Origin of the sequence: Bradyrhizobium sp. USDA 4541, from assembly GCF_024171085.1 — a bacterium.
In the GTDB taxonomy this organism is placed as follows: Bacteria; Pseudomonadota; Alphaproteobacteria; order Rhizobiales; family Xanthobacteraceae; genus Bradyrhizobium; species Bradyrhizobium australafricanum.
In genome coordinates this window covers 240,833-265,983 of sequence record NZ_JALJZF010000001.1, presented here as the reverse complement: position 1 = coordinate 265,983, position 25,151 = coordinate 240,833, and the positions used below count along the sequence as shown (strand labels likewise).

General features: G+C 60.0%; 24 protein-coding genes. 22 read left to right on the top strand and 2 right to left on the bottom strand.

Annotation, left to right across the window (positions count from 1 at the left end):
* Nucleotides 1-284: 284 nt before the first annotated feature.
* The 22 genes from dnaK (at nt 285) to J2R80_RS01175 (ending at nt 22,519) form a co-directional block, all read left to right on the top strand.
* On the top strand, nt 285-2,183 hold the full coding sequence (dnaK, locus tag J2R80_RS01280) for a molecular chaperone DnaK (protein WP_076825131.1): 1,899 nt from the start codon (nt 285-287) through the stop codon (nt 2,181-2,183).
* Between the two features lie 171 nt (nt 2,184-2,354).
* Nucleotides 2,355-2,843 (top strand): DUF992 domain-containing protein, encoded by a 489-nt coding sequence (locus J2R80_RS01275; protein WP_057016357.1) that lies wholly within the window; start codon nt 2,355-2,357, stop codon nt 2,841-2,843.
* Between the two features lie 11 nt (nt 2,844-2,854).
* Nucleotides 2,855-4,153: a YXWGXW repeat-containing protein gene (locus J2R80_RS01270; RefSeq protein ID WP_200844597.1), complete on the top strand. Its 1,299-nt coding sequence runs from the start codon at nt 2,855-2,857 to the stop codon at nt 4,151-4,153.
* Between the two features lie 25 nt (nt 4,154-4,178).
* Nucleotides 4,179-4,361 (top strand): hypothetical protein, encoded by a 183-nt coding sequence (locus J2R80_RS01265; RefSeq protein WP_076825127.1) that lies wholly within the window; start codon nt 4,179-4,181, stop codon nt 4,359-4,361.
* A gap of 74 nt (nt 4,362-4,435) precedes the next feature.
* Nucleotides 4,436-5,341 (top strand): DnaJ C-terminal domain-containing protein, encoded by a 906-nt coding sequence (locus J2R80_RS01260; RefSeq protein ID WP_076825125.1) that lies wholly within the window; start codon nt 4,436-4,438, stop codon nt 5,339-5,341.
* Nucleotides 5,341-5,628, top strand: a complete 288-nt coding sequence (locus J2R80_RS01255; protein ID WP_076825123.1) for a chaperone modulator CbpM — start codon at nt 5,341-5,343, stop codon at nt 5,626-5,628. The genes J2R80_RS01260 and J2R80_RS01255 overlap by 1 nt, the downstream gene beginning before the upstream one ends.
* Nucleotides 5,629-5,764: 136 nt before the next feature.
* Complete coding sequence (locus J2R80_RS01250; RefSeq protein ID WP_194295312.1) at nt 5,765-5,968, top strand: hypothetical protein; 204 nt, start codon at nt 5,765-5,767, stop codon at nt 5,966-5,968.
* Nucleotides 5,969-6,277: 309 nt separating this feature from the next.
* On the top strand, nt 6,278-7,666 hold the full coding sequence (locus J2R80_RS01245) for a sigma-54 dependent transcriptional regulator (protein WP_076825120.1): 1,389 nt from the start codon (nt 6,278-6,280) through the stop codon (nt 7,664-7,666).
* Nucleotides 7,645-9,672 carry a cache domain-containing protein gene (locus J2R80_RS01240; protein ID WP_253637905.1) on the top strand — a complete coding sequence of 676 codons (2,028 nt, stop codon included), beginning with the start codon at nt 7,645-7,647 and terminating at the stop codon, nt 9,670-9,672. Before J2R80_RS01245 ends, J2R80_RS01240 begins: the two co-directional genes overlap by 22 nt.
* A gap of 189 nt (nt 9,673-9,861) precedes the next feature.
* Nucleotides 9,862-10,059: a hypothetical protein gene (locus J2R80_RS01235; RefSeq protein ID WP_057016351.1), complete on the top strand. Its 198-nt coding sequence runs from the start codon at nt 9,862-9,864 to the stop codon at nt 10,057-10,059.
* A gap of 74 nt (nt 10,060-10,133) precedes the next feature.
* Complete coding sequence (locus tag J2R80_RS01230) at nt 10,134-10,526, top strand: hypothetical protein (protein ID WP_141340224.1); 393 nt, start codon at nt 10,134-10,136, stop codon at nt 10,524-10,526.
* A gap of 60 nt (nt 10,527-10,586) precedes the next feature.
* Nucleotides 10,587-10,778: a hypothetical protein gene (locus tag J2R80_RS01225; protein ID WP_057016349.1), complete on the top strand. Its 192-nt coding sequence runs from the start codon at nt 10,587-10,589 to the stop codon at nt 10,776-10,778.
* A 672-nt stretch (nt 10,779-11,450) separates the two neighbouring features.
* Nucleotides 11,451-12,047, top strand: coding sequence for a superoxide dismutase (locus J2R80_RS01220; RefSeq protein ID WP_076825237.1), 597 nt, complete (start codon nt 11,451-11,453; stop codon nt 12,045-12,047).
* 3 nt (nt 12,048-12,050) lie between these two features.
* Nucleotides 12,051-12,476, top strand: coding sequence for a thioesterase family protein (locus tag J2R80_RS01215; RefSeq protein WP_057016348.1), 426 nt, complete (start codon nt 12,051-12,053; stop codon nt 12,474-12,476).
* 215 nt (nt 12,477-12,691) lie between these two features.
* Entirely contained in the window at nt 12,692-15,298 is a 2,607-nt protein-coding gene (gene clpB / locus J2R80_RS01210) for an ATP-dependent chaperone ClpB (RefSeq protein ID WP_076825114.1), read from the top strand.
* 42 nt (nt 15,299-15,340) lie between these two features.
* Nucleotides 15,341-15,598 (top strand): DUF2171 domain-containing protein, encoded by a 258-nt coding sequence (locus J2R80_RS01205; RefSeq protein WP_244558670.1) that lies wholly within the window; start codon nt 15,341-15,343, stop codon nt 15,596-15,598.
* Nucleotides 15,599-15,682: 84 nt separating this feature from the next.
* Nucleotides 15,683-15,943 carry a DUF2171 domain-containing protein gene (locus J2R80_RS01200; RefSeq protein WP_233475597.1) on the top strand — a complete coding sequence of 87 codons (261 nt, stop codon included), beginning with the start codon at nt 15,683-15,685 and terminating at the stop codon, nt 15,941-15,943.
* 266 nt (nt 15,944-16,209) lie between these two features.
* Entirely contained in the window at nt 16,210-16,404 is a 195-nt protein-coding gene (locus J2R80_RS01195) for a hypothetical protein (RefSeq protein WP_038387850.1), read from the top strand.
* Nucleotides 16,405-16,627: 223 nt separating this feature from the next.
* The gene (locus J2R80_RS01190) at nt 16,628-17,704 is read left to right on the top strand and encodes a Dyp-type peroxidase (protein WP_253637904.1); all 1,077 of its coding nucleotides are present in this window, start codon (nt 16,628-16,630) and stop codon (nt 17,702-17,704) included.
* Nucleotides 17,701-18,519 carry a family 1 encapsulin nanocompartment shell protein gene (locus J2R80_RS01185; RefSeq protein WP_076825110.1) on the top strand — a complete coding sequence of 273 codons (819 nt, stop codon included), beginning with the start codon at nt 17,701-17,703 and terminating at the stop codon, nt 18,517-18,519. The genes J2R80_RS01190 and J2R80_RS01185 overlap by 4 nt, the downstream gene beginning before the upstream one ends.
* Before the next feature lie 1,051 nt (nt 18,520-19,570).
* Nucleotides 19,571-21,046: a group II intron reverse transcriptase/maturase gene (ltrA, locus tag J2R80_RS01180; protein ID WP_253637903.1), complete on the top strand. Its 1,476-nt coding sequence runs from the start codon at nt 19,571-19,573 to the stop codon at nt 21,044-21,046.
* A gap of 123 nt (nt 21,047-21,169) precedes the next feature.
* Nucleotides 21,170-22,519 carry an IS701 family transposase gene (locus tag J2R80_RS01175; protein ID WP_076828966.1) on the top strand — a complete coding sequence of 450 codons (1,350 nt, stop codon included), beginning with the start codon at nt 21,170-21,172 and terminating at the stop codon, nt 22,517-22,519.
* 98 nt (nt 22,520-22,617) lie between these two features.
* On the opposite strand, the gene ltrA (J2R80_RS01170) is transcribed toward J2R80_RS01175, so the two are convergent.
* Together ltrA (J2R80_RS01170) and J2R80_RS01165 are read right to left on the bottom strand one after the other, a co-directional pair.
* The gene (ltrA, locus tag J2R80_RS01170) at nt 22,618-24,093 is read right to left on the bottom strand and encodes a group II intron reverse transcriptase/maturase (RefSeq protein ID WP_253637902.1); all 1,476 of its coding nucleotides are present in this window, start codon (nt 24,091-24,093) and stop codon (nt 22,618-22,620) included.
* Between the two features lie 540 nt (nt 24,094-24,633).
* Complete coding sequence (locus tag J2R80_RS01165; RefSeq protein ID WP_076824976.1) at nt 24,634-25,119, bottom strand: MerR family transcriptional regulator; 486 nt, start codon at nt 25,117-25,119, stop codon at nt 24,634-24,636.
* Nucleotides 25,120-25,151 lie beyond the last annotated feature (32 nt).

Below are 25,151 nucleotides of genomic sequence, written 5' to 3'. Positions count from 1 at the left end.
ACGACGCGGCTTCGGTGGATCGACGAACAACCCGTCCAGCGATAATCGACGATCTTTCCATAGCGTCGGTTGCAGCAGGACAGACCGAGGCCCGTCACGCGTGCCTAAGCCAATAGACACTTTGTCCGAGGCGCTCCGGACAAAATGTCCGACGTGTCGTGATCTCGCGGCGTAAGTCGTTGAAATCACGCGAGCTGTGATGTGGCACATCTGTTGCTCAACGGTATTGGCGCAGGGACGCAAACCGCACATTGTCGATCAATTAAAAAGTAGAGGAGCGCGACGTGGCAAAGGTGATCGGAATCGACCTCGGAACGACCAATTCTTGCGTCGCGGTCATGGACGGCAAGAACACGCGCATCATCGAGAACGCGGAGGGGGCGCGCACCACACCTTCCGTCGTGGCGTTCACGTCCGATGGCGAACGTCTGGTCGGGCAGCCGGCCCGGCGGCAGGCGGTGACCAACCCGACCAACACCATTTTTGCCGTGAAGCGCCTGATCGGCCGCCGCTACGATGATCCGACGGTCGAGAAAGACAAGACGCTCGTACCCTACAAGATCATCAAGGCGTCCAATGGCGACGCCTGGGTCGAGGCTGAGGGCAAGCCGTATTCGCCCTCCCAGATATCGGCTTTTATCCTGCAGAAGATGAAGGAAACAGCCGAGGCCAATCTCGGTGAGAAGATCACGCAGGCCGTCATCACTGTTCCCGCCTATTTCAACGATGCGCAGCGCCAGGCTACCAAGGACGCCGGCAAGATCGCTGGTCTCGAGGTCCTGCGCATTATCAACGAACCCACCGCGGCGGCACTTGCCTACGGTCTCGACAAGAAGAAGCAGGCCAAGATCGCCGTCTACGATCTCGGCGGCGGCACCTTCGATATCTCCGTTCTCGATATCGGCGATGGGGTGTTTGAGGTGAAGGCGACCAACGGCGACACTTTCCTGGGTGGCGAAGACTTCGACATGCGGCTGGTCAACTACCTCGCCGACGAGTTCCAGAAGCAACAAGGCATTGATCTGCGCAACGACAAGCTCGCCCTTCAGCGCCTCAAGGAAGCGGCCGAAAAGGCGAAGATCGAGCTTTCCACCGTCACCCAGACGGAGGTCAACCTGCCGTTCATCACGGCGGACGCCTCCGGCCCAAAGCATCTTCAGGTCAAGATCACGCGCGCCAAATTCGAGTCCCTGGTCGAGGACCTCGTTCAGCGGACGATCGAGCCGTGCCTCAACGCCCTGAAGGACGCCGGGCTCACGGCCACGGACATTGACGAAGTCGTGCTCGTCGGCGGCCAGACCCGTATGCCGAAGATCCAGGAGGTCGTGCAGAAGATCTTCGGCAAGGAGCCGCACAAGGGCGTCAATCCCGACGAGGTCGTCGCCGTCGGCGCGGCAATCCAGGCCGGCGTCCTGCAGGGCGACGTCAAGGACGTGCTGCTGCTCGACGTGACGCCGCTTTCACTCGGCCTCGAGACGCTGGGGGGCGTGTTCACCCGGCTGATCGAGCGGAATACGACGGTTCCGGCGAAGAAGAGCCAGGTCTTCTCCACCGCCGAGGACAACCAGAGCGCGGTGACGATCCGCGTCTTCCAGGGCGAGCGCGAGATGGCCTCCGACAACAAGTTTCTCGGCCAGTTCGATCTCGTCGGCATTGCTCCGGCGCCGCGCGGCGTACCGCAGATCGAGGTGACGTTCGACATCGATGCCAACGGCATCGTCAACGTTTCGGCCAAGGACAAGGGCACCGGCAAGGAACAGAACATTCAGATTCAGGCATCCGGCGGCCTGTCCGAGAGCGACATCGAAAAGATGGTCAAGGATGCCGAGGCGCATGCTGCGGAGGACAAGAAGAGAAAGGAAGCAGTCGAGGCGAAGAACGCCGCCGAGGCGCTGCTGCATGCAACGGAGAAAACGGTTGCCGAGCATGGCTCAAAACTCGCGGCATCAGATCGTAGCGCAGTCGAGAGTGCCATGTCCGATTTGCGCGAAGCGTTGAAGGGCGACGATGCCACGACGATCACCACGAAAGTGAATGCCTTGCAGCAGCACTCGATGAAGCTTGCGGAAGCCATGCAGAGTTCCTCGCACGCGGCTCCTGGTTCTGCACCGAGTTCAGGCGGCGACAATGTCGTCGACGCCGAATTCACGGAAATCGGCGACGACAAGAAGAATTCGAAATAGCACGCCCCCTGCAAGTGCGGGCGCGAGCTCGCGGCTACCAGTCGTGCTTTGCGCCGCCGTCGGGACGAAACTCCGGCTCTCAAGTGCTGGGATGCAATCCCGGTAACTTCCTTTTACTCCATCAGCAGAAGTCTTGAAGGCATCCCGCCTTCATTTTGTAGGAGCTTTCTTATGCGACGACGTTCGACGGTCCTCACTGGCTTTGCCGGAGCAATGCTGGCCGCCCTGGTATCAAGCGCGCAAGGCCAGCAGCCGGCCCAAAAGGTGCAAGTCGGCGTACTTGAATGCAAGGGTGGACCGAGCATTGGCTTTATCGTCGGCGCGGTAACCAATCTGGCGTGCGTCTTGCGGATCAACGGACTGCCCGAGGACTACTATATCGCCACGATTCAGAAGGTTGGTCTCGATATCGGCATTACCGAGAGCACCGCGCTTGCCTGGTCGGTGTTCGCGCCCGTTTCCCAGCCTGGCCGCGGCGATATCGCCGGGACTTATGTCGGCGTCGACGCGATGGCTGCGGCAATCGTCGGTGTGGGCGGCAATGTGCTGCTGGGCGGTTCGAACAACAGCATCGCGCTGCAACCCCTGAGCGTGCAGGCGGAAACCGGCCTGATCGTCGCAGCAGGATTGGAGAGCATGACGCTGCAGCCGGGTCGCTAGGGGTACCGAAATTGACACCGTTCGCCGCCGCGAACGGTGTCGTCATCACGCGAATAGCAACGCTTTCTCGCGAAGGTTCTCATATGTTGAAGCGACTGTTGACGACGACATCTCCCGTAGTTCTCGCCGTATTGCTGCTTGGAAGCGCATGCGTAATGCCGGCGGCCGCGTTGTCCCAGGAAGCAGCTTGCTCTCAAGTCACGGCGGTGGAAACGCCGCCGCCGCCGTTGCCTCGATACGAACAGCCCCCTGTGCCTGCGCCGGGCTATCTCTGGTCTCCGGGATATTGGTCGTGGGATGAGGATGCCGGTGACTACTATTGGGTGCCGGGAACCTGGGTGCAACCACCGCGACCGGGCCTGTTATGGACCCCGGGCTACTGGGGGCGGCTTGCGGGAGCCTACATTTTCCACCCGGGCTATTGGGGTGAGCGCGTCGGCTTTTATGGCGGCGTCAACTATGGCTTCGGCTATTCGGGCATTGGCTACGAAGGTGGCCGCTGGGATCGTGGCCAATTCTTCTACAACAGCACGGTCAACAACGTGCGGAGTGTGACGATTAGAAACGTCTATCAGAAAACCGTCGTCGTCAATGAGACGGTGAACAACGTCAGCTACAATGGCGGACGAGGCGGCGTCGAGGCTCGTCCGACCGCTGCGGACAGAGCCGTCGCCAAGGAACAACATTTCGCACCCACGCCGTTGCAACGCAAACACGTCGAGGTCGCGAGCCACGACACCCGTCTGTTTAACAGAGCAAACGCTGGCGCACCGCCCGTGATGGCTACGCCACGCCCATCGATCCTGAACGGGCGGGACATTGTTCGACCACACGCGCCCGCCGAGGTGATGCCGTCGAATACGGAAAAACATCGACCCGAAGAGCTGAAGGGCGCGCGTCCCCAGGACCCCTCGCGGCAGCGGCTCGAAGACGCTCGACGTCCAGCGGAGGGGTCCGCGCCGGCGCGCAAGTCGCCAGCGGATGAAGCCGGAAAAGCCGCACCTCGCGAACTTGAGCGTGAACGAACGCCGCGGCCCGAGGCGGCCCCAGGACCTCTTCCTCCGGAAGAACGAAAGCGTGAGGACATCCGCGTGCCGGAAGCACGGCCAGAGTCCACACCGAGGCCGGAGCCTCGCCCCGAACCCATGGCTCGTCCGGCGGCGCGGCCGGAAATCGAAGCCAGACCTGCCGCACCCGCTGCGAGAACAGAACCGCAGAGGGAGGAAATGGGAGCGCCTCCGCGCCGCGGGCCCCCGGAACAGCAGCGTTCCGGTGAAAGACCCGAGGAGCGGCGGCCCGAGCAACGCTAGGCGTGACGCGGACGATTGGAAGGCGATGACAACGAGTCTCGGAGGCAATGGACAACTCGACGACGGCAAGCCGCGTCTAACGGAAGACGACATCGTGCGGGCGCAGCTAGGTCCGCGCGGTGTTCCTGGAGCACCGGATCCCGCACGAATGACGCCTCAGCAACTGAAGAATTACCCCAAATACGTGGATCCCGGTCATGTTGAATAATCGGGACCCGGCTCGCGGCCGTTCCCCGCTACGGGAAAGGCCGATCTCTGCCATCTTCAAGTCGGGAGCGGCAATTGGCTAAGAACCCGTACGATGTGTTGGGAGTGTCCTCCTCAGCTTCGGCTGCCGAGATACAAAAGGCCTATCGCAAGCTTGCGAAGAAGCTGCATCCTGACCTCAACCCCGGCGACAAGGCTGCGGAGGAAAAGTTCAAAGAGGCGGCCGGCGCCTATGACCTGCTTAGCGATGCCGACAAGCGCAAGCGCTTCGATAATGGTGAGATCGACGCGACGGGAGCTGAGCGGCCGCAGCATCACTTCTATCGCGACTACGCCGATGCTGGAGACCCGCATGCTTACACGAGCGGGGCCGGCTTTGCCGACTTCATGAATTCGGACGATGCGCTTGCCGAGCTGCTAAGGCGCGGGCAGCGCGCACGCGCAAACCGGCGCGGTGAAGATCTCCATTATCGCCTGCCTATCGAGTTCGTCGAATCGATCAGCGGTGCAACCAAGCGAATCACACTGCCGGATGGCGGGACGCTGGAAGTGAAAATTCCCCCGGGCCTGGTAGATGGGCAGGTTTTGCGCTTGAAGGGCAAGGGAGCTCCCGGTGCCGGCAAAGGCGGACCAGGCGATGCCCTCATCGAAGTCGAGGTCATGCCGGATCGGCGCTTCATGCGGGACGGCGACAACATTCTGCTCGAAGTGCCGATCTCGTTGACCGAGGCGGTTCTGGGCGGTCAAATCCGGGTGCCGACACCGACCGGTGATGTTACGATGGCGGTGCCGAAGGGATCGAACACAGGCACGACACTGCGCCTCAGAGGAAAGGGCGCCCCGCGCCGAGGGGGAAGTGCCGGAGACGAATTGGTGAAGCTGACGATCGTCCTGCCGAAATCGCCGGATCCGGAATTGGAAGCGTTCGTCGAGAACTGGGCCAAGGGGAGAGAGTTCGATCCGCGCGAAGGCACCTTGTGATGACCCTCAACAAACAGGAATTTCTGATCTCGTCGGGACTGCGGGTGCAGACACTCGAGTTCTGGCTGGAGCAACGATGGCTGATTCCAACCGAGGCGGCTTCAGGCGCGCAATTCTCTGACGCGGACGTCGCCCGCGCGCACCTGATCCGCGATCTCAAGAGCGATCTAGGTGTCAACGATGAGGGGATCCACGTCATCCTCCATCTCATCGATCAGCTGCATGGTGTTCGACAGGCTTTCGCGCTGATGCGTACCGCACTTGACGACGATTCACGAACGGTTTGACAGAACGGGTGACCACGGTCGATCGGGGGACAGGCATTAGGGAGCAGCTATTCGATGGAACGCACGCTCGGCAACGGACCGATTGTTGGCTTGGTGCTTGAGGCCCTGGTCCGGCACGCTCCTCGTGAAGAACGTCTTGTCGTCCGATGACGTGTGGGCCTTGCTCCTTGAGGCGGCGACGCGCCTTGACGTTGACGGGGACCCGCAAACGCCGCAGGCAGCGAAGATCATGGTCGATGAGGATCTGGCACCCGTCTTCCTTGGTGACGACAAGAAAGCGTCGATCGATCCGCACTTCGGGAAGTCCTCGTTCATCTCGACACCGACCGAAGAAAAGTAACCCGCGCGCGAGCGTTAACGCGAGCGCGCCGTCGCCTTGGAGAACAACCCCAGCGATGGGTGGGGAACACTATGCCAACGTCAGGGCGTTTTCTCTATCGCCGAATTGACGGTCGCCGACAACGGCTTCAAGCGCTGGCTTGGGCATCCTGCGATGTTCGCGATCCAGCCGAGGAGCGGAATGGCTTATGGCCTGGCGTGGCCTGTGGTAGGCATATTGTTTTGCCTTCGCTTTTTTCATGGCGCTGGAGAAGGCCATCGCCCTGCGTTGAGATGGTGGTCGTCAAGAGCGGTGTCGGGAGAGATATGAATGTCTGAGGAAACCCCGCGTGACGTTGCCGAACCGGTGGTCGACCCGGAATTTGGACCTTGGCTTGCGCAAGCCTCGATTCTTGTCGTTGACGACGAACCCGGCATACGCAATTTCCTCGTCAAGCTCCTGCGACCTCGCTGCAGGCTGATCGAGGAGTCCGCGGACGCCAGGGATGCGTCGCGGAAACTCGATGGGCAGCATTTCGACGTCGTCATCCTTGACAATGTCATGCCTGGAAAGAGTGGCCTGGACTGGCTTGCGGAGCAGCGAGCGATCGGGTTCTTCACCGATGTCATCCTTATGACAGCCTATGCTGATCTGGATACAGCAATTGGCGCACTGCGCATCGGCGTCATCGATTTTGTGATCAAGCCATTTCGATCCAATCAATTGCTGAATGCGGTTGCGCGTTGCCTTGACCGGGCGAGACTGCAGCGGGAGAATTTCGTACTGCGCCATGAGCTGAAGTCGTCCTCGCAGCAGCTGTATCTGCGAAACAAGCTCCTCGGAGCATCCGCAGCAATTCAAAAGGCACGGGAGACTATCGCCCGGGTGGCGCCGTTGCCGACGCCGGTTCTGTTTACTGGCGAGTCCGGAACAGGCAAGGAGGTTGCCGCTCGATCGCTCCATTCGCTGTCCAACCGAGCGGACAAGCTGTTCGTGCCGGTCAACTGCGGCGCAATCCCTTCAGAAATGATCGAAAGCGAACTCTTCGGCCATGTGAGGGGGGCATTCACCGGCGCAGGGAAGACCCGAGAGGGTCTTTTTATGTTCGCGCAAGGCGGCACTCTTTTCCTGGACGAGATTGGCGAGCTCCCCTACCATCTGCAAAGCAAGCTGTTGCGTGTGCTTGAGGATCGTCGGGTGCGTCCCGTCGGCTCGGAGCGAGAGGTGCCGATCGACGCCCGGTATGTCTTCGCGACCAACGCCGATCTGCAGAAGCGGGTTGCAGCCGGCACCTTTCGCGCGGATCTCTATTTTCGCATCAACGTCATGCAGATCGATCTTCCGTCCCTTCGGGAGCGCGATCAGGATGTGCTCGAGCTCGCCGATATCTTCATGCGTGAGATTTCCGATCAGCTTGGTATGCCGCGCGTTCCAATCGACGTCGGAATGCGTACCTTCCTTTTGCAGTACGATTGGCCAGGCAACATACGGGAGCTGCGCAATCTGATTGAGCGGACGGTGATCCTCGGTGAATTCCGGGAGGACTATCTCAAGTCACGAGCCGAAAGATCGACCAGTGATGTCACACTCGCCGATGTGGAGCGGCGACACATCCTTTTTGTGCTTCGCGAGTCGAGAGGCGACCGTGAGGAAGCGGCACGCCGTCTCGGCATCTCGCGCAAAACGATCGATCGCAAATGCGCAAGTTGGCAACTCTGATAACGAGTTTTTCTCCAAGGGCCTCCGTGCGGTATCGCCTGCTGGCGATGGCACTCTTGCCGATGCTCGTCATTCTTCCGTTGCTTCTTGCGATCAGCATTTATCGCTGGAACGTGAGGTTCGACGCAGTATTGACGTCCAAGGTCCATGACGACCTGACGATCGCCAGGCAATATCTCGGACGAATTTTCGAGAACACGGAGGACTATCTGGTATCGTCGGTGAATTCCGCGCTCTTTCAGTCGATTGTGCAAACCCCGGGCTATGAGCGTGGAGCCCTGAGCGATTATCTCAAGGACATCGCGCAGGCTCGCGGCTTCGATTTTCTCTACATTATCGCTGACGATGGCGCGGTGATCGCGAGTGAATATCAGATGGCGGCCGCGCCACGATGGAATTGGCCCGTCATCAGCTCGGCGCTTGAGGGACGGGCACGAACCGCGATTGATGTGTTTCAATCCATGGAGCTCGCGGCGATCTCCGCCGATCTTGCGAAGCGCGCTCAGATCGACATCGTCGCGACACCCGGAAGCGCGCCGACCACGCGGACGCAGGAGAGCCGGGGGCTGGTACTGCAATCGGCGACGCCGGTTTCGCTGCCGAACGGACGAAAGGCCGCGTTGGTCGGTGGAATGCTGCTCAATCAGAACCTCGCCTTTGTCGACACGATCAATGATCTGATCTACTTCGGGGCGGGTTTGCCGGAAGGCAGTCGCGGGACCGTGACGCTCTTCCTCGATGATGTGCGTATCAGTACCAATGTGAGGATGTTCGAGGGGCAGCGTGCAATTGGCACGCGCGTCTCTGCGGAAGTTCGAGATGCGGTTCTCGATCGTGGCCAGACCTGGCTCGATGGCGCATTCGTCGTCAACGACTGGTACATCTCTGCCTATGAGCCGATCCGTGACAGCTATGATCGTCGCGTCGGAATGCTCTACGCCGGCTATCTTCGGCAACCGTTCACCGCAGCGAAGCGCGGTACGGTTCTGGAAATCGCGCTGGCATTTGCCGTCGCGGTTGCACTGACTGTTCCACTGTTCTTGACGTGGGCGGCAAGTATCTTCCGGCCTCTTGAGCGGATGACGACGACGATTTCGAAAGTGGAAAGCGGCGAACTAGGCGCACGAACGGGACCCGTCGATGGGCGCGACGAGATCGAGCAGGTTGCGGTTCATCTGGATCGACTGCTCGATCAGATCCACGAGCGCGACGCCCAGCTGCGGCAATGGAACCAGGAGCTCAACCAGCGCGTCGAGGAGCGCACAAACAAGCTCCTGCATGCGAACCAGCAGCTCGAAGCAACAACCAGGCAGTTGATCATGTCCGAAAAGCTCGCTGCAATTGGCGAAATCACCGCTGGTGTAGCCCATGAGATCAACAATCCCATCGCGGTGATGCAGGGCAACCTGGAGATCATCAGGGATATGATGGACGCCAAGGCCGACGAAGCAAAAACGGAGTTTCGGCTCATCGACGAGCAGATGCATCGCGTCAGTGAAATTGTGACGAGGCTTCTGCAATTCGCCAAGCCGCAGGAGTATGCCGGCTTTACCGATCAATATGATCCAGCCGTCGTCGTCACCGACACGTTGCCACTCGTTCAACATCTGCTGAACAAGACAACGATCAGCATCGAAACGGAATATCACGCCTCACGCCTGGTCTCAATGAATCGCACTGAATTGCAGCAGGTGCTGGTCAATCTCCTTGTCAACGCAATTCACGCGACGTCCGGAGGCGGGCGTTTGACGATTCGAACCTTTGATCGGGATGAGGGCAGGCGCCGTGGCGTCATGATCGATGTGACGGACACCGGCGGCGGTATGACGCCGGACGTAATTCAGCGGATCTTCGATCCATTCTTCACCACCAAGAGGCGGGAGGGAACCGGCTTGGGGCTGTCCATCAGCCAGATGCTTGTAACCCGCCAGGGTGGTAAGATTTCCGTTGAGAGCGAACCCGGCAAGGGTACGACATTTACGGTCTGGCTGCCTGCGGAGGACTGATGGCGACCGAAGAGCCGGTGACATTTCGTCCCGCTGCAAAGACAAATTGTCCATCGGCCCCTGGCCGCGGTCATCAAGCGATTGATATCGCGTGAAGCCTCGCTTGGCATGGCTGTTGCTGGAATCGCCAAGGGCGGCAGGAGCTTCAACCGCGTGCAACAATGAGTCTGAGGTCAAGGAGACGCAGCGATGCCACGTCATCATGGGAAGATGCCCCCTGTTCCGCCGGCCAACCGTAGCCCGAAGGGCACCGGCGGTGACCCCGAAGTCAAGAAAGATACGTCGTCGAAGAAGCGCGAAGACAACTACGCGGAACAGGGTGATACAGCAAACATCCGCGAGAACACCACCAACGAGGGCTACTTCCAGGGACGCCGCATCAAATGATGCCAGGCAGGCCGATGTTTTCCGGCCGTTGGTGACACCTCCCAGCCTGGTGTGAAGAGCGAGGAGCTCCAGAAATGACCGTTGTGTCCAACCAGCAGCTATCGAAAGATATGCAGGCCAAGGCGCATCTGCTCATCAATCAGGTCGGTCTCATGCCGCAGGCACAGGATCGGCCGTTGGAAGCGGACGACCTGCTCTTTTATATCAGTGAGACGACGATGCCGATGGCGGCCTTTTTGCAAAACCACGGGCTGTTCATGGACGATCAGGGGCTGCACTTCGACTTTTCGCAATTCGATGCCATCCGCGAGGTCGCCGTCAAAGTCGTTGCTGAGCATGACGCTGGAAAGCTGGACGGCGTGTGGAAGCAATTCGATCTCTCTACCGACGATGACGCCGACTACAATGGCGAGTACATCCTGCTTGCCCTTGCCGCCCTCGCGATCATGTATGGTCAGGGGAACTAGGCGAGCTGGGCGCCCCGCTGTACCAGCGGCAGGGCGAGATCGCGAACGAGGGGATGCGTGATGACGCTGAATGAACTGGCTGATGCGCTGGAAAAGGTTGACGAGGAGGCGTTTGCCTCAATGCTGTTGGAGTACGAGCTCAATCACGATGATGAGCCCAAGGTCGTGAAGACGATGATCGTCGAGGCGCTACGTTTTGCGGACGCGCACGGATTTCGTGCAGCCCGGCCGTCACTCGATGAGGCCGACTAGCCGCGCCGTCGTCTCGATGTGTTGTTCCGAAACGCTTCCAGAGCTCGCTTAAAGAGCTCATACCGGAACTTTGCGTCCCTTAGCCCAATCTAGCGAAATAGCCGGCCATGGCTGACGTAGGTGAATGATCGACGCAGCCTGATCTGGGCGTGCCGGTTCTTGGAAGGCTAGACGTTCTCGAGGGTTATCGCCGATCGCCCTCATCGATTTCGACCATATCGGACGGTAGTTTTGACAGGCAATCTTTCACCCTCAGTTTGGTGAGTAGTGCCCCAAAGCGACACGCAGGACATTTTGTCCGTTTTGCTTTCGACAAGTTGTCCGATAGCGCTTCCCTCCTACGACGCAACTGATTGATATCGTAGAGCTTCCGATGTGGCACATGAGTTGCTCAGGATCAGGATTGGGGGCCGCAGCGGCAACGACTATCCGTCACGTACTGCCGGCCTCCGGCCCGATATCGGCAAGGATCGCATTTTGGCACCGCCGTTCACCCCCGAGAGAGGACCCCATGGCGTTTCATCCGTTGCATGACTGCATTCTGCTCGGAAGAACCGAGGTCGAAGAGAAAACAGCCGGTGACATCTGAACCACGAGATCCACGGCGACGCGCGTTTGTCGCAAGCACCAGGCGGTGCACCGTCGCGAATGTTCTCTCCAGAGGAGATGTCCATGTCCTTCACGCTTCCTGATCTGCCCTACGCGCATGACGCGCTCGCTCCCTACATGTCCGGGGAAACGCTGGAATATCACCACGACAAGCACCACGCCGCGTATGTCAATGCGCTCAATGCCCTTATCAAAGGCACCGAATGGGAGGGAATGAGCCTGGAGGATGTCGTCATCGGCTCCTTTGGAAGCAACGTTCCTGTATTCAACAATGCGAGCCAGGACCTGAACCATACCTACTTCTGGAAATGGATGAAGCCGCATGCCGGAAGCGCGCTGCCGGGAATCCTGGAGCGGCAAATCAAGGCGGACTTCGGTTCGATCGAGAAGATGAAAGAGGAGTTCATCGCCGCCGGCGTCGGGCAGTTTGGCTCTGGCTGGTGTTGGCTTGCAGTGCAGAACGGCAAGATAATTGTTATGAGAACGCCCAACGGCGAGAATCCGCTCGTTTATGGTGCAAAGCCCATACTGGGCTGTGACGTTTGGGAACACTCCTACTATATCGATTACCGCAATCGAAGGGCCGACTACATTCGGGCGTTTCTCGAGCACCTCGTGAACTGGGAGTATGTCGAGGATCTCTTCAAGAGGGCAGCGTGACCGATGAAGCGCATATCGACTGGCACAACCGGACGCTTCACGCTCGTCGTGAAGCCCGAACATCTGGCCAACCGGTTCAAGGACAGCATCCTGCCGCCGGTGTTGGCGACACCGGTCATGATCATGGCGATGGAGAATGCTGCCCTCAATGCCGTTCGTGATTATCTCGAGCCGGGCGAGAGCGTGGTCGGCACCATGGTCAACGTGCAGCATCTTGCTGCGACTGTGGTTGGACAGACGGTTACCGCCATGGCCGAAGTCACAGCGGTCGACGGCCGCCGGATCGCATTTTCCGTCCGCGCCTCCGATGAAATCGAGGAAATTGGCAAGGGGACTCACGAGCGGATGGTCGTTGAGCTCGCCAAACTGCGAAAACGCCTTGACGAAAAGGTCGCGCGATCCGCGGCCACCCGCGCCACGCCGCGCTGAGACCGGGGCGCTTCATACTGCAGTCGTCCAGAGCCGGAATTGATCATCAACCATGGGCAATAGCCATGTTCGACCTCATCGTCCATCCCACCGAGGGCAAAGCCGAAGGGATCAGGCAGAAGCTTCCAGGCGCGCAACACGCTGCGCCGACGCCGGCCGGATCGTAATTCCGTTCCTGACCATTGACGACAGACCGCGCGTTTGAAAGGGGCTCCATGAATTCCGAAAAATATACCGACCGCGCGAGGGGCTTTATCCAGTCGGCGCAGTCTCTGGCAACACGGGAGGGTAACCAACAGTTCACGCCTCTCCATGTGCTCAAGGTGTTGCTCGACGACAACGAAGGCTTGGCCGCCGGTCTGATTGATCGGGCGGGTGGAAACTCGCGGGCGATCCTGCACGCGACGGAAGCGGCTTTGGCAAAACTGCCGAAGGTGTCCGGTTCGGGTGCGGGACAAGTTTATATGGCGCCCGACACCGCGCGCCTGTTCACCGCTGCGGAGGAGCTAGCGGAAAAGGCGGGCGACAGTTTCGTCACCGTCGAACGCCTGCTGCAGGCCTTGTCCACGGACAAGAGCAGCGACGCGGCGAAGATCCTGGCGCAAGGCGGCGTCAATGCCCAGGCTCTTGGCACCGCGATCGATTTGCTCCGGAAGGGCCGCACCGCAGACAGCGCGTCAGCCGAGAATGCATATGACGCACTGAAGAAGTACGCCCGCGATCTGACGCAGGCCGCGCGTGACGGCAAACTCGACCCGGTGATCGGTCGCGACGAGGAGATACGTCGCACAATCCAGGTGCTGTCGCGCCGCACCAAGAACAATCCGGTCCTGATCGGTGAACCGGGTGTCGGAAAGACCGCCATCGTCGAGGGGCTCGCCTTGCGGATCGTGAACGGCGATGTTCCCGAGAGCCTGCAAGACAAAAAGCTGCTCGCGCTCGACATGGGCGCGCTGATTGCCGGTGCCAAGTATCGCGGCGAGTTCGAGGAACGATTGAAGGCCGTGCTCTCCGAGGTGACATCCGCGGATGGTGGTATCATCCTCTTTATCGACGAGATGCACACGCTCATCGGTGCTGGCAAGACAGACGGTGCGATGGATGCTTCCAATCTCCTCAAACCCGCGCTGGCTCGCGGCGAGTTGCACTGTGTGGGTGCGACCACGCTCGACGAGTACCGCAAGCATGTCGAGAAGGACGCCGCGCTTGCCCGCCGTTTCCAGCCGGTCTTCGTGTCGCAGCCCACGGTGGAGGACACGATCTCGATCCTGCGCGGCCTCAAGGACAAGTACGAGCAGCATCATGGCGTACGGATTTCGGACGCCGCGCTGGTCGCCGCCGCAACGTTATCCAACCGCTACATCACCGACCGCTTCCTTCCCGACAAGGCCATCGATCTCGTCGACGAAGCTGCCGCACGGCTCAAGATGCAGGTCGACTCCAAGCCGGAGGAACTGGATTCGCTCGACCGCGAAATCGTGCGTCTCAGGATCGAGCAGGAGGCACTCAAGAAGGAAAGCGATGCCGGGTCGAAGAGCCGTCTGAAGACGCTCGACGGGGATCTGGTCGATCTCGAGAAGCGCTCCGCCGACATGACGACGAAATGGCAGGCCGAAAAGAGCAAGCTCTCGGACGCCCAGAAGATGAAAGCGCAACTCGAGCAGCTTCGTACGGAACTGGCGAACGCGCAGCGAAAAGGTGAATACCAGCGGGCAGGCGAGCTGTCTTACAGCACGATTCCCGAACTGGAGAAAAAACTGGCTGCCGTCGAGGCCAGCGAGAGCAGTTCGATCAGCGAGACGGTCACGGCCGACAATATCGCCCAGGTAGTTTCGCGCTGGACCGGCGTTCCCGTCGACAAGATGCTCGAGGGCGAGCGGGAGAAACTCCTCCAGATGGAGGAGATGATCGCCAAACGCGTTGTCGGACAGACACAAGCGGTTCGTGCCGTGTCAACGGCCGTGCGACGGGCCCGCGCGGGATTGCAGGACCCGAACCGGCCGATGGGCTCATTCATGTTCCTTGGCCCGACCGGCGTCGGCAAGACGGAACTGGCCAAGGCCCTTGCGGAATTCCTGTTCGACGATGAGCACGCCATCCTTCGCATCGACATGTCGGAGTTCATGGAGAAGCACTCGGTCGCACGGCTCATCGGTGCGCCTCCGGGCTATGTCGGTTATGACGAGGGCGGCGTGCTCACGGAAGCCGTGCGGCGACGACCCTATCAGGTCGTCTTGTTCGACGAGATCGAGAAGGCGCATCCGGATGTGTTCAACGTGCTGCTGCAGGTGCTGGACGACGGACGCCTGACCGACGGCCAAGGGCGGACAGTGGATTTCCGCAACACGCTCATCATCATGACCTCAAACCTCGGAGCGGAATACCTCGTCAATCAGGTGGAAGGCGAAAAGACGAGTGCCGTTCGCGACAAGGTGATGGAGATGGTCCGCGCGCATTTCCGGCCGGAATTTCTCAACCGCATCGATGCGATCATCTTGTTTCAGCGGCTGCAGAAGAACGACATGGGCCGAATCGTCGACATTCAGTTCGCGCGTCTCCGCAAGCTCCTCGACGATCGCAAAATTACACTGTCGCTCGACGCCAAGGCCCAAGCCTGGCTCGCCGAGAAGGGCTGGGACCCCGCCTATGGCGCCAGGCCATTAAAGCGGGTCATCCAGCGATATGTACAGGATCCGCTGGCCGAAATGCTGCTCGCGGGCGACGTCCGCGACGGCTCGACCATGCAGATCTCGTCGGGGAAAGACGGTCTGACATTCAACGGGAAGACAGTGAAGCCTCCGGATGAGGACGAAGCGATCTGAGCGTCAGGCTTGAGAAAGACATGGAACGAGCAGGTGCAATTCTTGAAGAAGCATCGGATCAAGGAAGGCATGGAGGTCGTCGGGTTTGACGGTGTGCAGATCGGTGTCGTCGATAGCACCGAGGGCGACCGTATCAGGCTGAAGAAAAGCGAAACTGGCGGCGGCCGGCACAGACGACATCACCACTATATCGGCATGGATTTCGTCGACAGCGTCACGGATCACAAGGTGCGGCTCTGCTCTGACGCCGATATCGTCGAACTCTTTGAGGAAGAAAAGTCGGGCCGCCCGGTCAAGTGATTTGGTTGCGCGTGGTCCGCGGTTACGCAGTCGATATGGATTATGGCTCGCGTGACCGCTGCAATGGATTTCAGGGAGAAAGGTATGGCCATGAACAAGATCAACGGCGGTATGGAAGTAATCGGCGCTGACGGAGTGCATGTCGGCACGGTCGATCAGGTCGAAGGTGATCGTATCAGGCTCAGGAAGAGCGACAGTTTCGGGCACCACAAAGGACATCAGCACTATATCGAGCTGGGATTCGTCGCCGGCGTCGAGGGTAACAAGGTGCGCTTGTCCGCCAACGCAGACATTGCGGTGACACTGGAAGAAGAGCCGTCAGGACGTCCTGTCGATCTTGGATAGCCGGGATAGTGCAGCGGGACCGCTGCGGCCGCTGTTGTCTGGGGCAAGACGTTTCGATTTCACAGAGGCGACAACGGGCTCGACGCTGCGCGAGCCCGTTGCGCCCGCAGCGTGGACAATTTGTCCATGCTCGATCGGACAGTTTGTCAGATCCGGTCGGTCAGGTCGGCGTAAGCTCTTGATATCTCGATGCACCCAAATTGGCATGGCGGTTGCTCCGTAGCCGATGAATGGCTCGATAGAGCAAGAGGGAAAGCATCGACGCGATGGAAGAATACGATCTCTACATCAATGTGAAGAAGCCGGCGATCGGGATCTACGTCCGCAAGGGCGCGCAGCTCCCGGACCTCGCGGACAAGGGCGACTGGGTTTTTGACGGGACCTCCGCTCAGGATCTTTTGCCGCCGAGCGTGATCGAAGGTGTCAAGGCCGATGGCCATGCCTTTCGGGACATGGATTGACCGGCCCTCGGCCTGATTGGTCGGAGTGAACATCTCAAGGGATGCCAGCGGCCTTGTGTGTTCGTTATCCCGATCGCCCTGCCGGTGATTTCCGCACGACGCCTCGTTCGAGAAGCTCGTCGATGCCAACGACCGCTGGCCGCGCCGAACGCGCGGGCCGTGTTCAGCCGGACGGGCCAGCCCGGAGCATCAAGTGCGCCGAGCAGGCCGCCAAGGAGTGATTGTGTCAGCTGTCGTCCCACAACCCGTCGTCGCAAGACTGACGCGTGCCGCGATATTTCTCGTCGTCCGGATCAATCCCGGAAAGGACAGCGAGAATGCGGTGCGCGGTCTATGTGCCCTTCTGTCGGCACTCCTGCGAGCCGTCGGATTTCGCGATCCGGAAGCGCGGCTATCATGTGTGATGGCTCTCGGCTCCGATGCCTGGGACCGACTGTTCGGTGATCCGCGGCCCAAGTATCTTCATCCTTTCAGGGAAATCCATGGGGTGCATCACGCAGTCTCCACGCCGGGCGACATCCTTTTTCATATCCGGTCTGTCCGCATGGATCTATGCTTCGAGCTCGCCTCACAGATCATGTCCCGGCTGGGCAAGGCTGTGACGGCGATCGACGAGGTTCATGGGTTCAAATATTTTGACGATCGCGATTTGCTTGGATTTGTCGATGGAACCGAGAACCCGTCCGATCAGGACGCGGTTGACGCGACGACCATCGGACAGGAGGACCCTGCATTCGCCGGCGGAAGCTACGTCATCACCCAGAAGTATCTGCACGATCTGCAGCGCTGGAATGCGATATCAACCTCGGAGCAGGAAAATATCATCGGTCGTCACAAACTGTCGGACATCGAGCAGGACGATGCGGCCAAGGCGCCCTATGCACATAATGTTCTGACGACGGTCGTCGAAGACGGCGAGCAGCTTGAGATCGTGCGCGACAACATGCCTTTCGGTGAGATCGGCAAGGGTGAATTTGGCACGTACTTCATAGGCTATGCGCGCTCGCCCCACCGGATCGAGCAGATGCTAGAGAACATGTTTGTCGGTCGGCCGCCCGGCAACTACGACCGGCTGCTGGATGTCAGCCGCGCCGTTATGGGGGCGCTGTTCTTCGTACCGTCAGCGACATTTCTTGACGACGTTTCGCCTGAAGACAATGACGCCGCGGCAGCCAGCGGGGAAGCGCCGGTTTGCGCTGAGCAGCGTGGAGCAGGCTCGTCAGATACAGCTCGCACATATCCGCCCGTCAACGACGGGTCGCTTGGAATTGGGTCTTTAAAACAAGAAGGCGAACCATGAATAATCTTCACCGCCAACTCGCTCCCATATCCGACGCGGCCTGGGCTCAAATCGAGGAGGAGGCTTCCCGTACCCTGAAGCGGCACCTTGCCGGGCGGCGCGTGGTCGACGTCCCCGAAGCCAAGGGGAGTGGCTTCTCGGCGGTGGGCACTGGCCATGTCAAACAACTTCCGGCTCCAGGCGAGGGAATGATGGCGCAACAGCGCGAGGCGAGGGCGCTCGTCGAACTGCGCGTTCCATTCCAGCTCTCGCGTCGGCAGATCGATGACGTTGAGCGTGGCGCCCTGGACGCCGACTGGACGCCGGTCAAGGATGCTGCCCGCAGAATCGCATTTGCCGAAGACCGCGCGATTTTCGATGGATATGCGGCTGCAGGGATCGAGGGCATTCGCCAGGCCAGCAGCAATGCAGGATGCATTCTTCCGACAAATGCGAAAGCCTATCCCAGTGCCGTCGCGCAAGCGGTCAGTGAACTCAGACTTGCCGGCTGCAATGGGCCATATGCCCTCGTCCTTGGGGCAGAGGCGTACACGGGCGCCAGCGGCGGAAGTGACGAAGGATACCCCGTTTTTCACCACCTCGAACGGATCGTCGACGGCGGCGTTGTCTGGGCGCCTGCCATCAGCGGCGCCTTTGTCCTGACGACGCGAGGAGGTGATTTCGAACTGGATATCGGCCAGGACCTCTCGATCGGCTACCTCAACCACACCGACACAACGGTCGATCTCTATTTCCAGGAGGCTTTTACCTTCCGGGTGCTGACCACTGAAGCTTCGGTGGTACTCGCCGCAGCCGAGAAGCAAATGTTGAAATAACGAGTCCTGCTGGCCATGTCAGGTAGACAAGGAGTTAGCAATCAATGGACAACCTGGCCCGGCGGCTGCCTTCTTGATCTTTCTCACTGTTGCCTTGTGATTCTTCTCTCTCAAGCTGCCCGCCATCCTCATAGTTGAGATCTCAGGGGCGCTGCCCCTCGCGCGCGCCAGGGCACGCTCTCACACCCCTGTAGGCTGGCCGATCGAAGTGATCGAGTTCAGTGCGAGTGGAAAGGCGCCAAAGAAATTTGGACCGAACGCCTATCGGTTCGGAGCTTCCCTCACGCTAAGCGTGGTTCTTCCCAGGCGGGGATGGACGCTGGTCAAGCAGACAAAGAACTACGCATATCTCATACCACCCGAAGATCAGCCAGGCCCCAACTTCCGTATCTCAATAGCAGTTCCACCCGCTTCAGAATGCTTGGCCATCGCGAGTAGGTGTTACGCTCGTGCCGAATCCTGGGCATACCAACTTGGCGAGTGGCCGGCATGGTATCTCCATGAGCGAAACCGCGACCAGCGCCGCTTATGGCGTGACCCGATGACAACAGAGACAGTATCAGAGTTGCATCCAGCCCTCCGGAATCCAGCCTTTCCATCGGTGAGTGGGGTATCTGGGAGATGCACGTCACCGGGGTGGCTGGGCACTTCGTGATCGGACGCGCCCCTCCTACTAGCACTACTTTGGGTGCGCCGGGAGACCGGCAAGGAGTAGATGGTGAAAGTCCATTGCGATGAAGGTGTAGCGAACCACATCGGCCCCGAGCCGTGCGCAGGCCTCCGCGAGGGGGTCGGCGAAGCGTCGGTAGGGGAGCATGCAGGCCAGCCATTGAGCCGCGAAACAGTGTTATCCCGGGCGTCGACGCTGTCCAAAGAGCGGAAGGCAACATGGGCGAGTGCGCAAACGCGAGCACCCGTCCAGCCCGGCGTGGTCGTAGACCCTGGCATGCATGGAAGCTCCTTGTACGGGAACCGGGATATCTCCGGGTCGGCCACCTTCCTCCTCCGAGGATATGGTCCGCAGCGGGAAGGCGAGGAGCCGTAGCCGCTGATGCACGACACGGAGAAGTCTGACTCTGGCATAGTAGCTGAGAAGCCGACGAACAAAGCCGGATTACCGGCGGAGGAGTGGGTGGAGCCAAGGCTGGGGACCAAGGGAAACGCGGAACAGCGGCGCATACACCGGACACAGGGCCGGGCTCGCATGACCCAGTCGCTGGACCGCGTACGGGCAGCCGCAAGGCTGAGGAAGAAGGACCGGTTCACCGCGCTCCTTCACCACATCAATGTCGATACACTGCGGGCGGCGTTCTTTGCGCTCAGGCGTAGGGCCGCTCCCGGAGTGGATGGCATGACGTGGCAGGACTACGAGGAAGATCTCGAGCCCCAGCTCGCCGATCTGCACAAACGGGTCCAACGAGGAACATACCGCCCGCAACCGTCTCGCCGGACGTACATACCAAAGGCAGACGGCAAGCAGCGGCCGTTAGCGATCGCGGCTCTCGAGGACAAAATCGTCCAGGGCGCCACCGTCATCGTGCTCAACGCCATCTACGAAGGAGACTTCTGTGGCTTTTCCTACGGGTTTCGGCCCGGCAGAGGGCCACATGATGCGTTGGACGCGCTCTGCACAGCGATCGAGACGCGGCAGGTGAACTGGATCGTTGACGCCGACATCCAAAATTTCTTTGGCGCAGTCAGTCAATCTTGGCTGGCGCGCTTCTTGGAACATAGGATCGGCGACAAGCGCATCATCCGCCTCATCCAGAAATGGCTGAAGGCAGGTATTCTCGAAGACGGCGTCGTAACCGTTGATGACAGGGGAACGGGTCAAGGTTCGGTGATTTCACCGCTCCTCGGCAACATCTACCTACACTACGCTCTCGACCTGTGGGCCAAGCGCTGGCGACAACGCGAGGCCTCCGGCGGCATGATCATCGTGCGTTACGCGGACGATGTAGTGGTCGGCTTTGAGCGCGAGGACGACGCACGTCGTTTCCTCGATGCGATGCGCGCGAGACTGGAGGAGTTCGAGCTGACGCTCCATCCGGCCAAGACCCGCCTGATTGAGTTTGGTCGCCATGCGGCGGCTCAACGTAAGCAGCGCGGACTCGGAAAGCCGGAAACCTTTGCGTTCATGGGGTTCACAATCATCTGCGGCAAATCACGCCAAGGGCGCTTCCAGCTTCAACGGAAGACCCGTAGCGACCGCATGCGAACCAAACTCCGCGAGATCAAGGAGGAGCTGAGGCGCCGAATGCACTGGCCGATCCCTGCACAGGGGAGATGGCTCAGGCAGGTCGTGACCGGCCACTTTGCGTACTTTGCTGTCCCGACGAATGGCCGAGCGCTCAATGCGTTTCGGTTCTATCTGACCGACCTCTGGAGGCGTACGCTTCGGCGGCGCAGTCAGCGGAACTGTCTGACCTGGGATCGCATAACGCAGATCACCGACGACTGGCTCCCCAAGGTTCGCATCCTTCATCCATGGCCGAAGCTGCGCTTCGCCGTCAAACACCCGAGGTAGGAGCCCGGTGCCTTAATTGGGCTCGCCGGGATCTGCGCGGGGGGCGCCCAGTGATGGGGGTCCCTACCGCGAACAGATTGTTGATTTTGCCGCGTTTTATAGGATTCCCGAATCAATTTTTCAATGATTCATGGGTGGTCGGCTCTTGGAGGGCTGACCATGCCCGGATGGGAAGACGAACTCGAACGCTGGCTGATGCCGTTCTTGGACCGGCTGGGTCATAAGACCCGGCAGCGGATGTGTCCTCTGTATGTTGCGGGATTGATCGGTCCGGGCGATCGCAAGAGCGTTCAGCCGATGGCGGAACGCCTTGCCGCGAGCAACTACGACCAGTTGCACCATTTCATTGCGGACGGTGTCTGGGACGCGACGCCGCTGGAGACAGAGCTGCTCAACCAGGCGGACCGACTTGTCGGCGGCAGGGATGCGGTGCTGGTTATTGATGACACCTCACTTCCCAAGAAGGGTGAGCGCTCGGTCGGTGTTGCGGCTCAATACGCGTCGGCTCTCGGTAAAACGGCAAATTGCCAAACGCTGGTGTCTTTGACGCTTGCTCGCGGCGAAGTGCCCGTGATGGTCGCGTTACGTCTCTTTCTGCCTGACAGTTGGACAAGCGACATATCTCGTTTGAAGCGCGCTCGCGTGCCAGTCGAACATCGAACGGCACGGTCCAAGCCCGAGATTGCTCTAGCCGAGATTGACCGCGCGATGGCAGCCAACGTGCGCTTTGGATGTGTGCTGGCGGATGCAGGATACGGCCTCAGCGCACCGTTTCGACAAGGGCTAACAGAGCGCGGGCTGACCTGGGCTGTCGGCATCCCTCGGCACCAGAAAGTGTATCCGGTCGATGTGAAGCTCATTTGGCCGATTACCAAGGTCCGCGGAAAACCACGAAAGCACCACGTGCCCGATATCTTATCGATTGCCGCAGAACAAATGCTCGCCAGCGCCAAATGGAAAACCGTGAGTTGGCGTAGCGGGACGAAAGGTCGGCTGAAAGCCCAATTTGCTGCTCTCCGTGTCCGGACCGCCGACGGCCCTCCGCAGCGGATATGGGATAAAGGTCAGCAGCATCTCCCAGGCGACGAAGCCTGGCTCATTGGCGAGCAACGTGCGTCCGGGGAGAAGAAATACTATCTGGCCAATCTTCCGGCGGCGACGGATCTGCGCACGCTGGCCGCCACCATCAAGGCACGGTGGATTTGTGAGCAGGCGCATCAGCAGTTGAAGGAGGAACTTGGACTTGATCACTTCGAAGGGCGATCATGGCAAGGTCTTCATCGCCACGCCTTGATGACAATGATTGCCTACGCCTTCCTGCAACATCGTCGCCTCGCATACGCGGGGCGGAAAAAAAAGAATCAACGGGCCTCCGCCTCAGCCAACCATGCCAGCCGTACGTCACGCCATCGTCGATCTCATCCTTCGGCCGCCGTCTCAGCAGTGCCCATATTGCCGAAAGCAAATCCGTGAAAAACAGCGGCGAAAACACAATCTGTTCGCGGTAGGGACCCCCATCACTGGGCGCCCCCCGCGCAGATCCCGGCGAGCCCAATTAAGGCACCGGGCTCCTACCTCGGGTGTTTGACGGCGAAGCGCAGCTTCGGCCATGGATGAAGGATGCGAACCTTGGGGAGCCAGTCGTCGGTGATCTGCGTTATGCGATCCCAGGTCAGACAGTTCCGCTGACTGCGCCGCCGAAGCGTACGCCTCCAGAGGTCGGTCAGATAGAACCGAAACGCATTGAGCGCTCGGCCATTCGTCGGGACAGCAAAGTACGCAAAGTGGCCGGTCACGACCTGCCTGAGCCATCTCCCCTGTGCAGGGATCGGCCAGTGCATTCGGCGCCTCAGCTCCTCCTTGATCTCGCGGAGTTTGGTTCGCATGCGGTCGCTACGGGTCTTCCGTTGAAGCTGGAAGCGCCCTTGGCGTGATTTGCCGCAGATGAATGTGAACCCCATGAACGCAAAGGTTTCCGGCTTTCCGAGTCCGCGCTGCTTACGTTGAGCCGCCGCATGGCGACCAAACTCAATCAGGCGGGTCTTGGCCGGATGGAGCGTCAGCTCGAACTCCTCCAGTCTCGCGCGCATCGCATCGAGGAAACGACGTGCGTCGTCCTCGCGCTCAAAGCCGACCACTACATCGTCCGCGTAACGCACGATGATCATGCCGCCGGAGGCCTCGCGTTGTCGCCAGCGCTTGGCCCACAGGTCGAGAGCGTAGTGTAGGTAGATGTTGCCGAGGAGCGGTGAAATCACCGAACCTTGACCCGTTCCCCTGTCATCAACGGTTACGACGCCGTCTTCGAGAATACCTGCCTTCAGCCATTTCTGGATGAGGCGGATGATGCGCTTGTCGCCGATCCTATGTTCCAAGAAGCGCGCCAGCCAAGATTGACTGACTGCGCCAAAGAAATTTTGGATGTCGGCGTCAACGATCCAGTTCACCTGCCGCGTCTCGATCGCTGTGCAGAGCGCGTCCAACGCATCATGTGGCCCTCTGCCGGGCCGAAACCCGTAGGAAAAGCCACAGAAGTCTCCTTCGTAGATGGCGTTGAGCACGATGACGGTGGCGCCCTGGACGATTTTGTCCTCGAGAGCCGCGATCGCTAACGGCCGCTGCTTGCCGTCTGCCTTTGGTATGTACGTCCGGCGAGACGGTTGCGGGCGGTATGTTCCTCGTTGGACCCGTTTGTGCAGATCGGCGAGCTGGGGCTCGAGATCTTCCTCGTAGTCCTGCCACGTCATGCCATCCACTCCGGGAGCGGCCCTACGCCTGAGCGCAAAGAACGCCGCCCGCAGTGTATCGACATTGATGTGGTGAAGGAGCGCGGTGAACCGGTCCTTCTTCCTCAGCCTTGCGGCTGCCCGTACGCGGTCCAGCGACTGGGTCATGCGAGCCCGGCCCTGTGTCCGGTGTATGCGCCGCTGTTCCGCGTTTCCCTTGGTCCCCAGCCTTGGCTCCACCCACTCCTCCGCCGGTAATCCGGCTTTGTTCGTCGGCTTCTCAGCTACTATGCCAGAGTCAGACTTCTCCGTGTCGTGCATCAGCGGCTACGGCTCCTCGCCTTCCCGCTGCGGACCATATCCTCGGAGGAGGAAGGTGGCCGACCCGGAGATATCCCGGTTCCCGTACAAGGAGCTTCCATGCATGCCAGGGTCTACGACCACGCCGGGCTGGACGGGTGCTCGCGTTTGCGCACTCGCCCATGTTGCCTTCCGCTCTTTGGACAGCGTCGACGCCCGGGATAACACTGTTTCGCGGCTCAATGGCTGGCCTGCATGCTCCCCTACCGACGCTTCGCCGACCCCCTCGCGGAGGCCTGCGCACGGCTCGGGGCCGATGTGGTTCGCTACACCTTCATCGCAATGGACTTTCACCATCTACTCCTTGCCGGTCTCCCGGCGCACCCAAAGTAGTGCTAGGCCGTGTACTCATAAACCGGCGGCGAAGTCCGCGTGGCTTCAATACGGACCTCCTTTGCGCAACCGCAGAAAATATCGCGATGGGCCAACAGCCAACGATGTTAGCTCAGTTCAAAAAGGCGCACATCGCCGCCCGCGCGGTCGATGATGATTCCAGTGCATTTAGCCGGCTCTGGGACGTCGACGACGCCTTGTTTTGCCGAAAAGCTTCACGTCACCGACCGTCACTGTTGGTCTCTCCATCTCCTTGCCTAGCAATTGCGACAGCACCCGCCGTGCGTTGGCAGCGCAGTCGATGTCGTCAGGCCTCGCTTCGATGTCCTTGATAAGCGCAACCAGTTGCTCCTTGCTCTGCGCGAGCCGCGCCTCCAATCTCCCGATATCCGCCACCTTGCGACGGAGTGTGTCGATTAGCACAGGATGATCCCACTGCTCGAGATCGGACGGCAGCAGCGAACGAATTTCGTCGAGGCTGAATCCAGCGTTCTGCGCAGTTGTGATCAATTCGAGCATCAGCACCGCCTCCGGAGGATAGGTCCGATAGCCGTTCGGCAGCCGTTCGACCGTCTTCAAAAGCCCGGCGCGCTCATAGAAGCGGATCCGCGAGTTGGTCAGCCCGGTTCGCTTCGCCAGTTCCCCGATATTCATCGCGAACAATCCTCGAAAAAGGGTTGACCTTC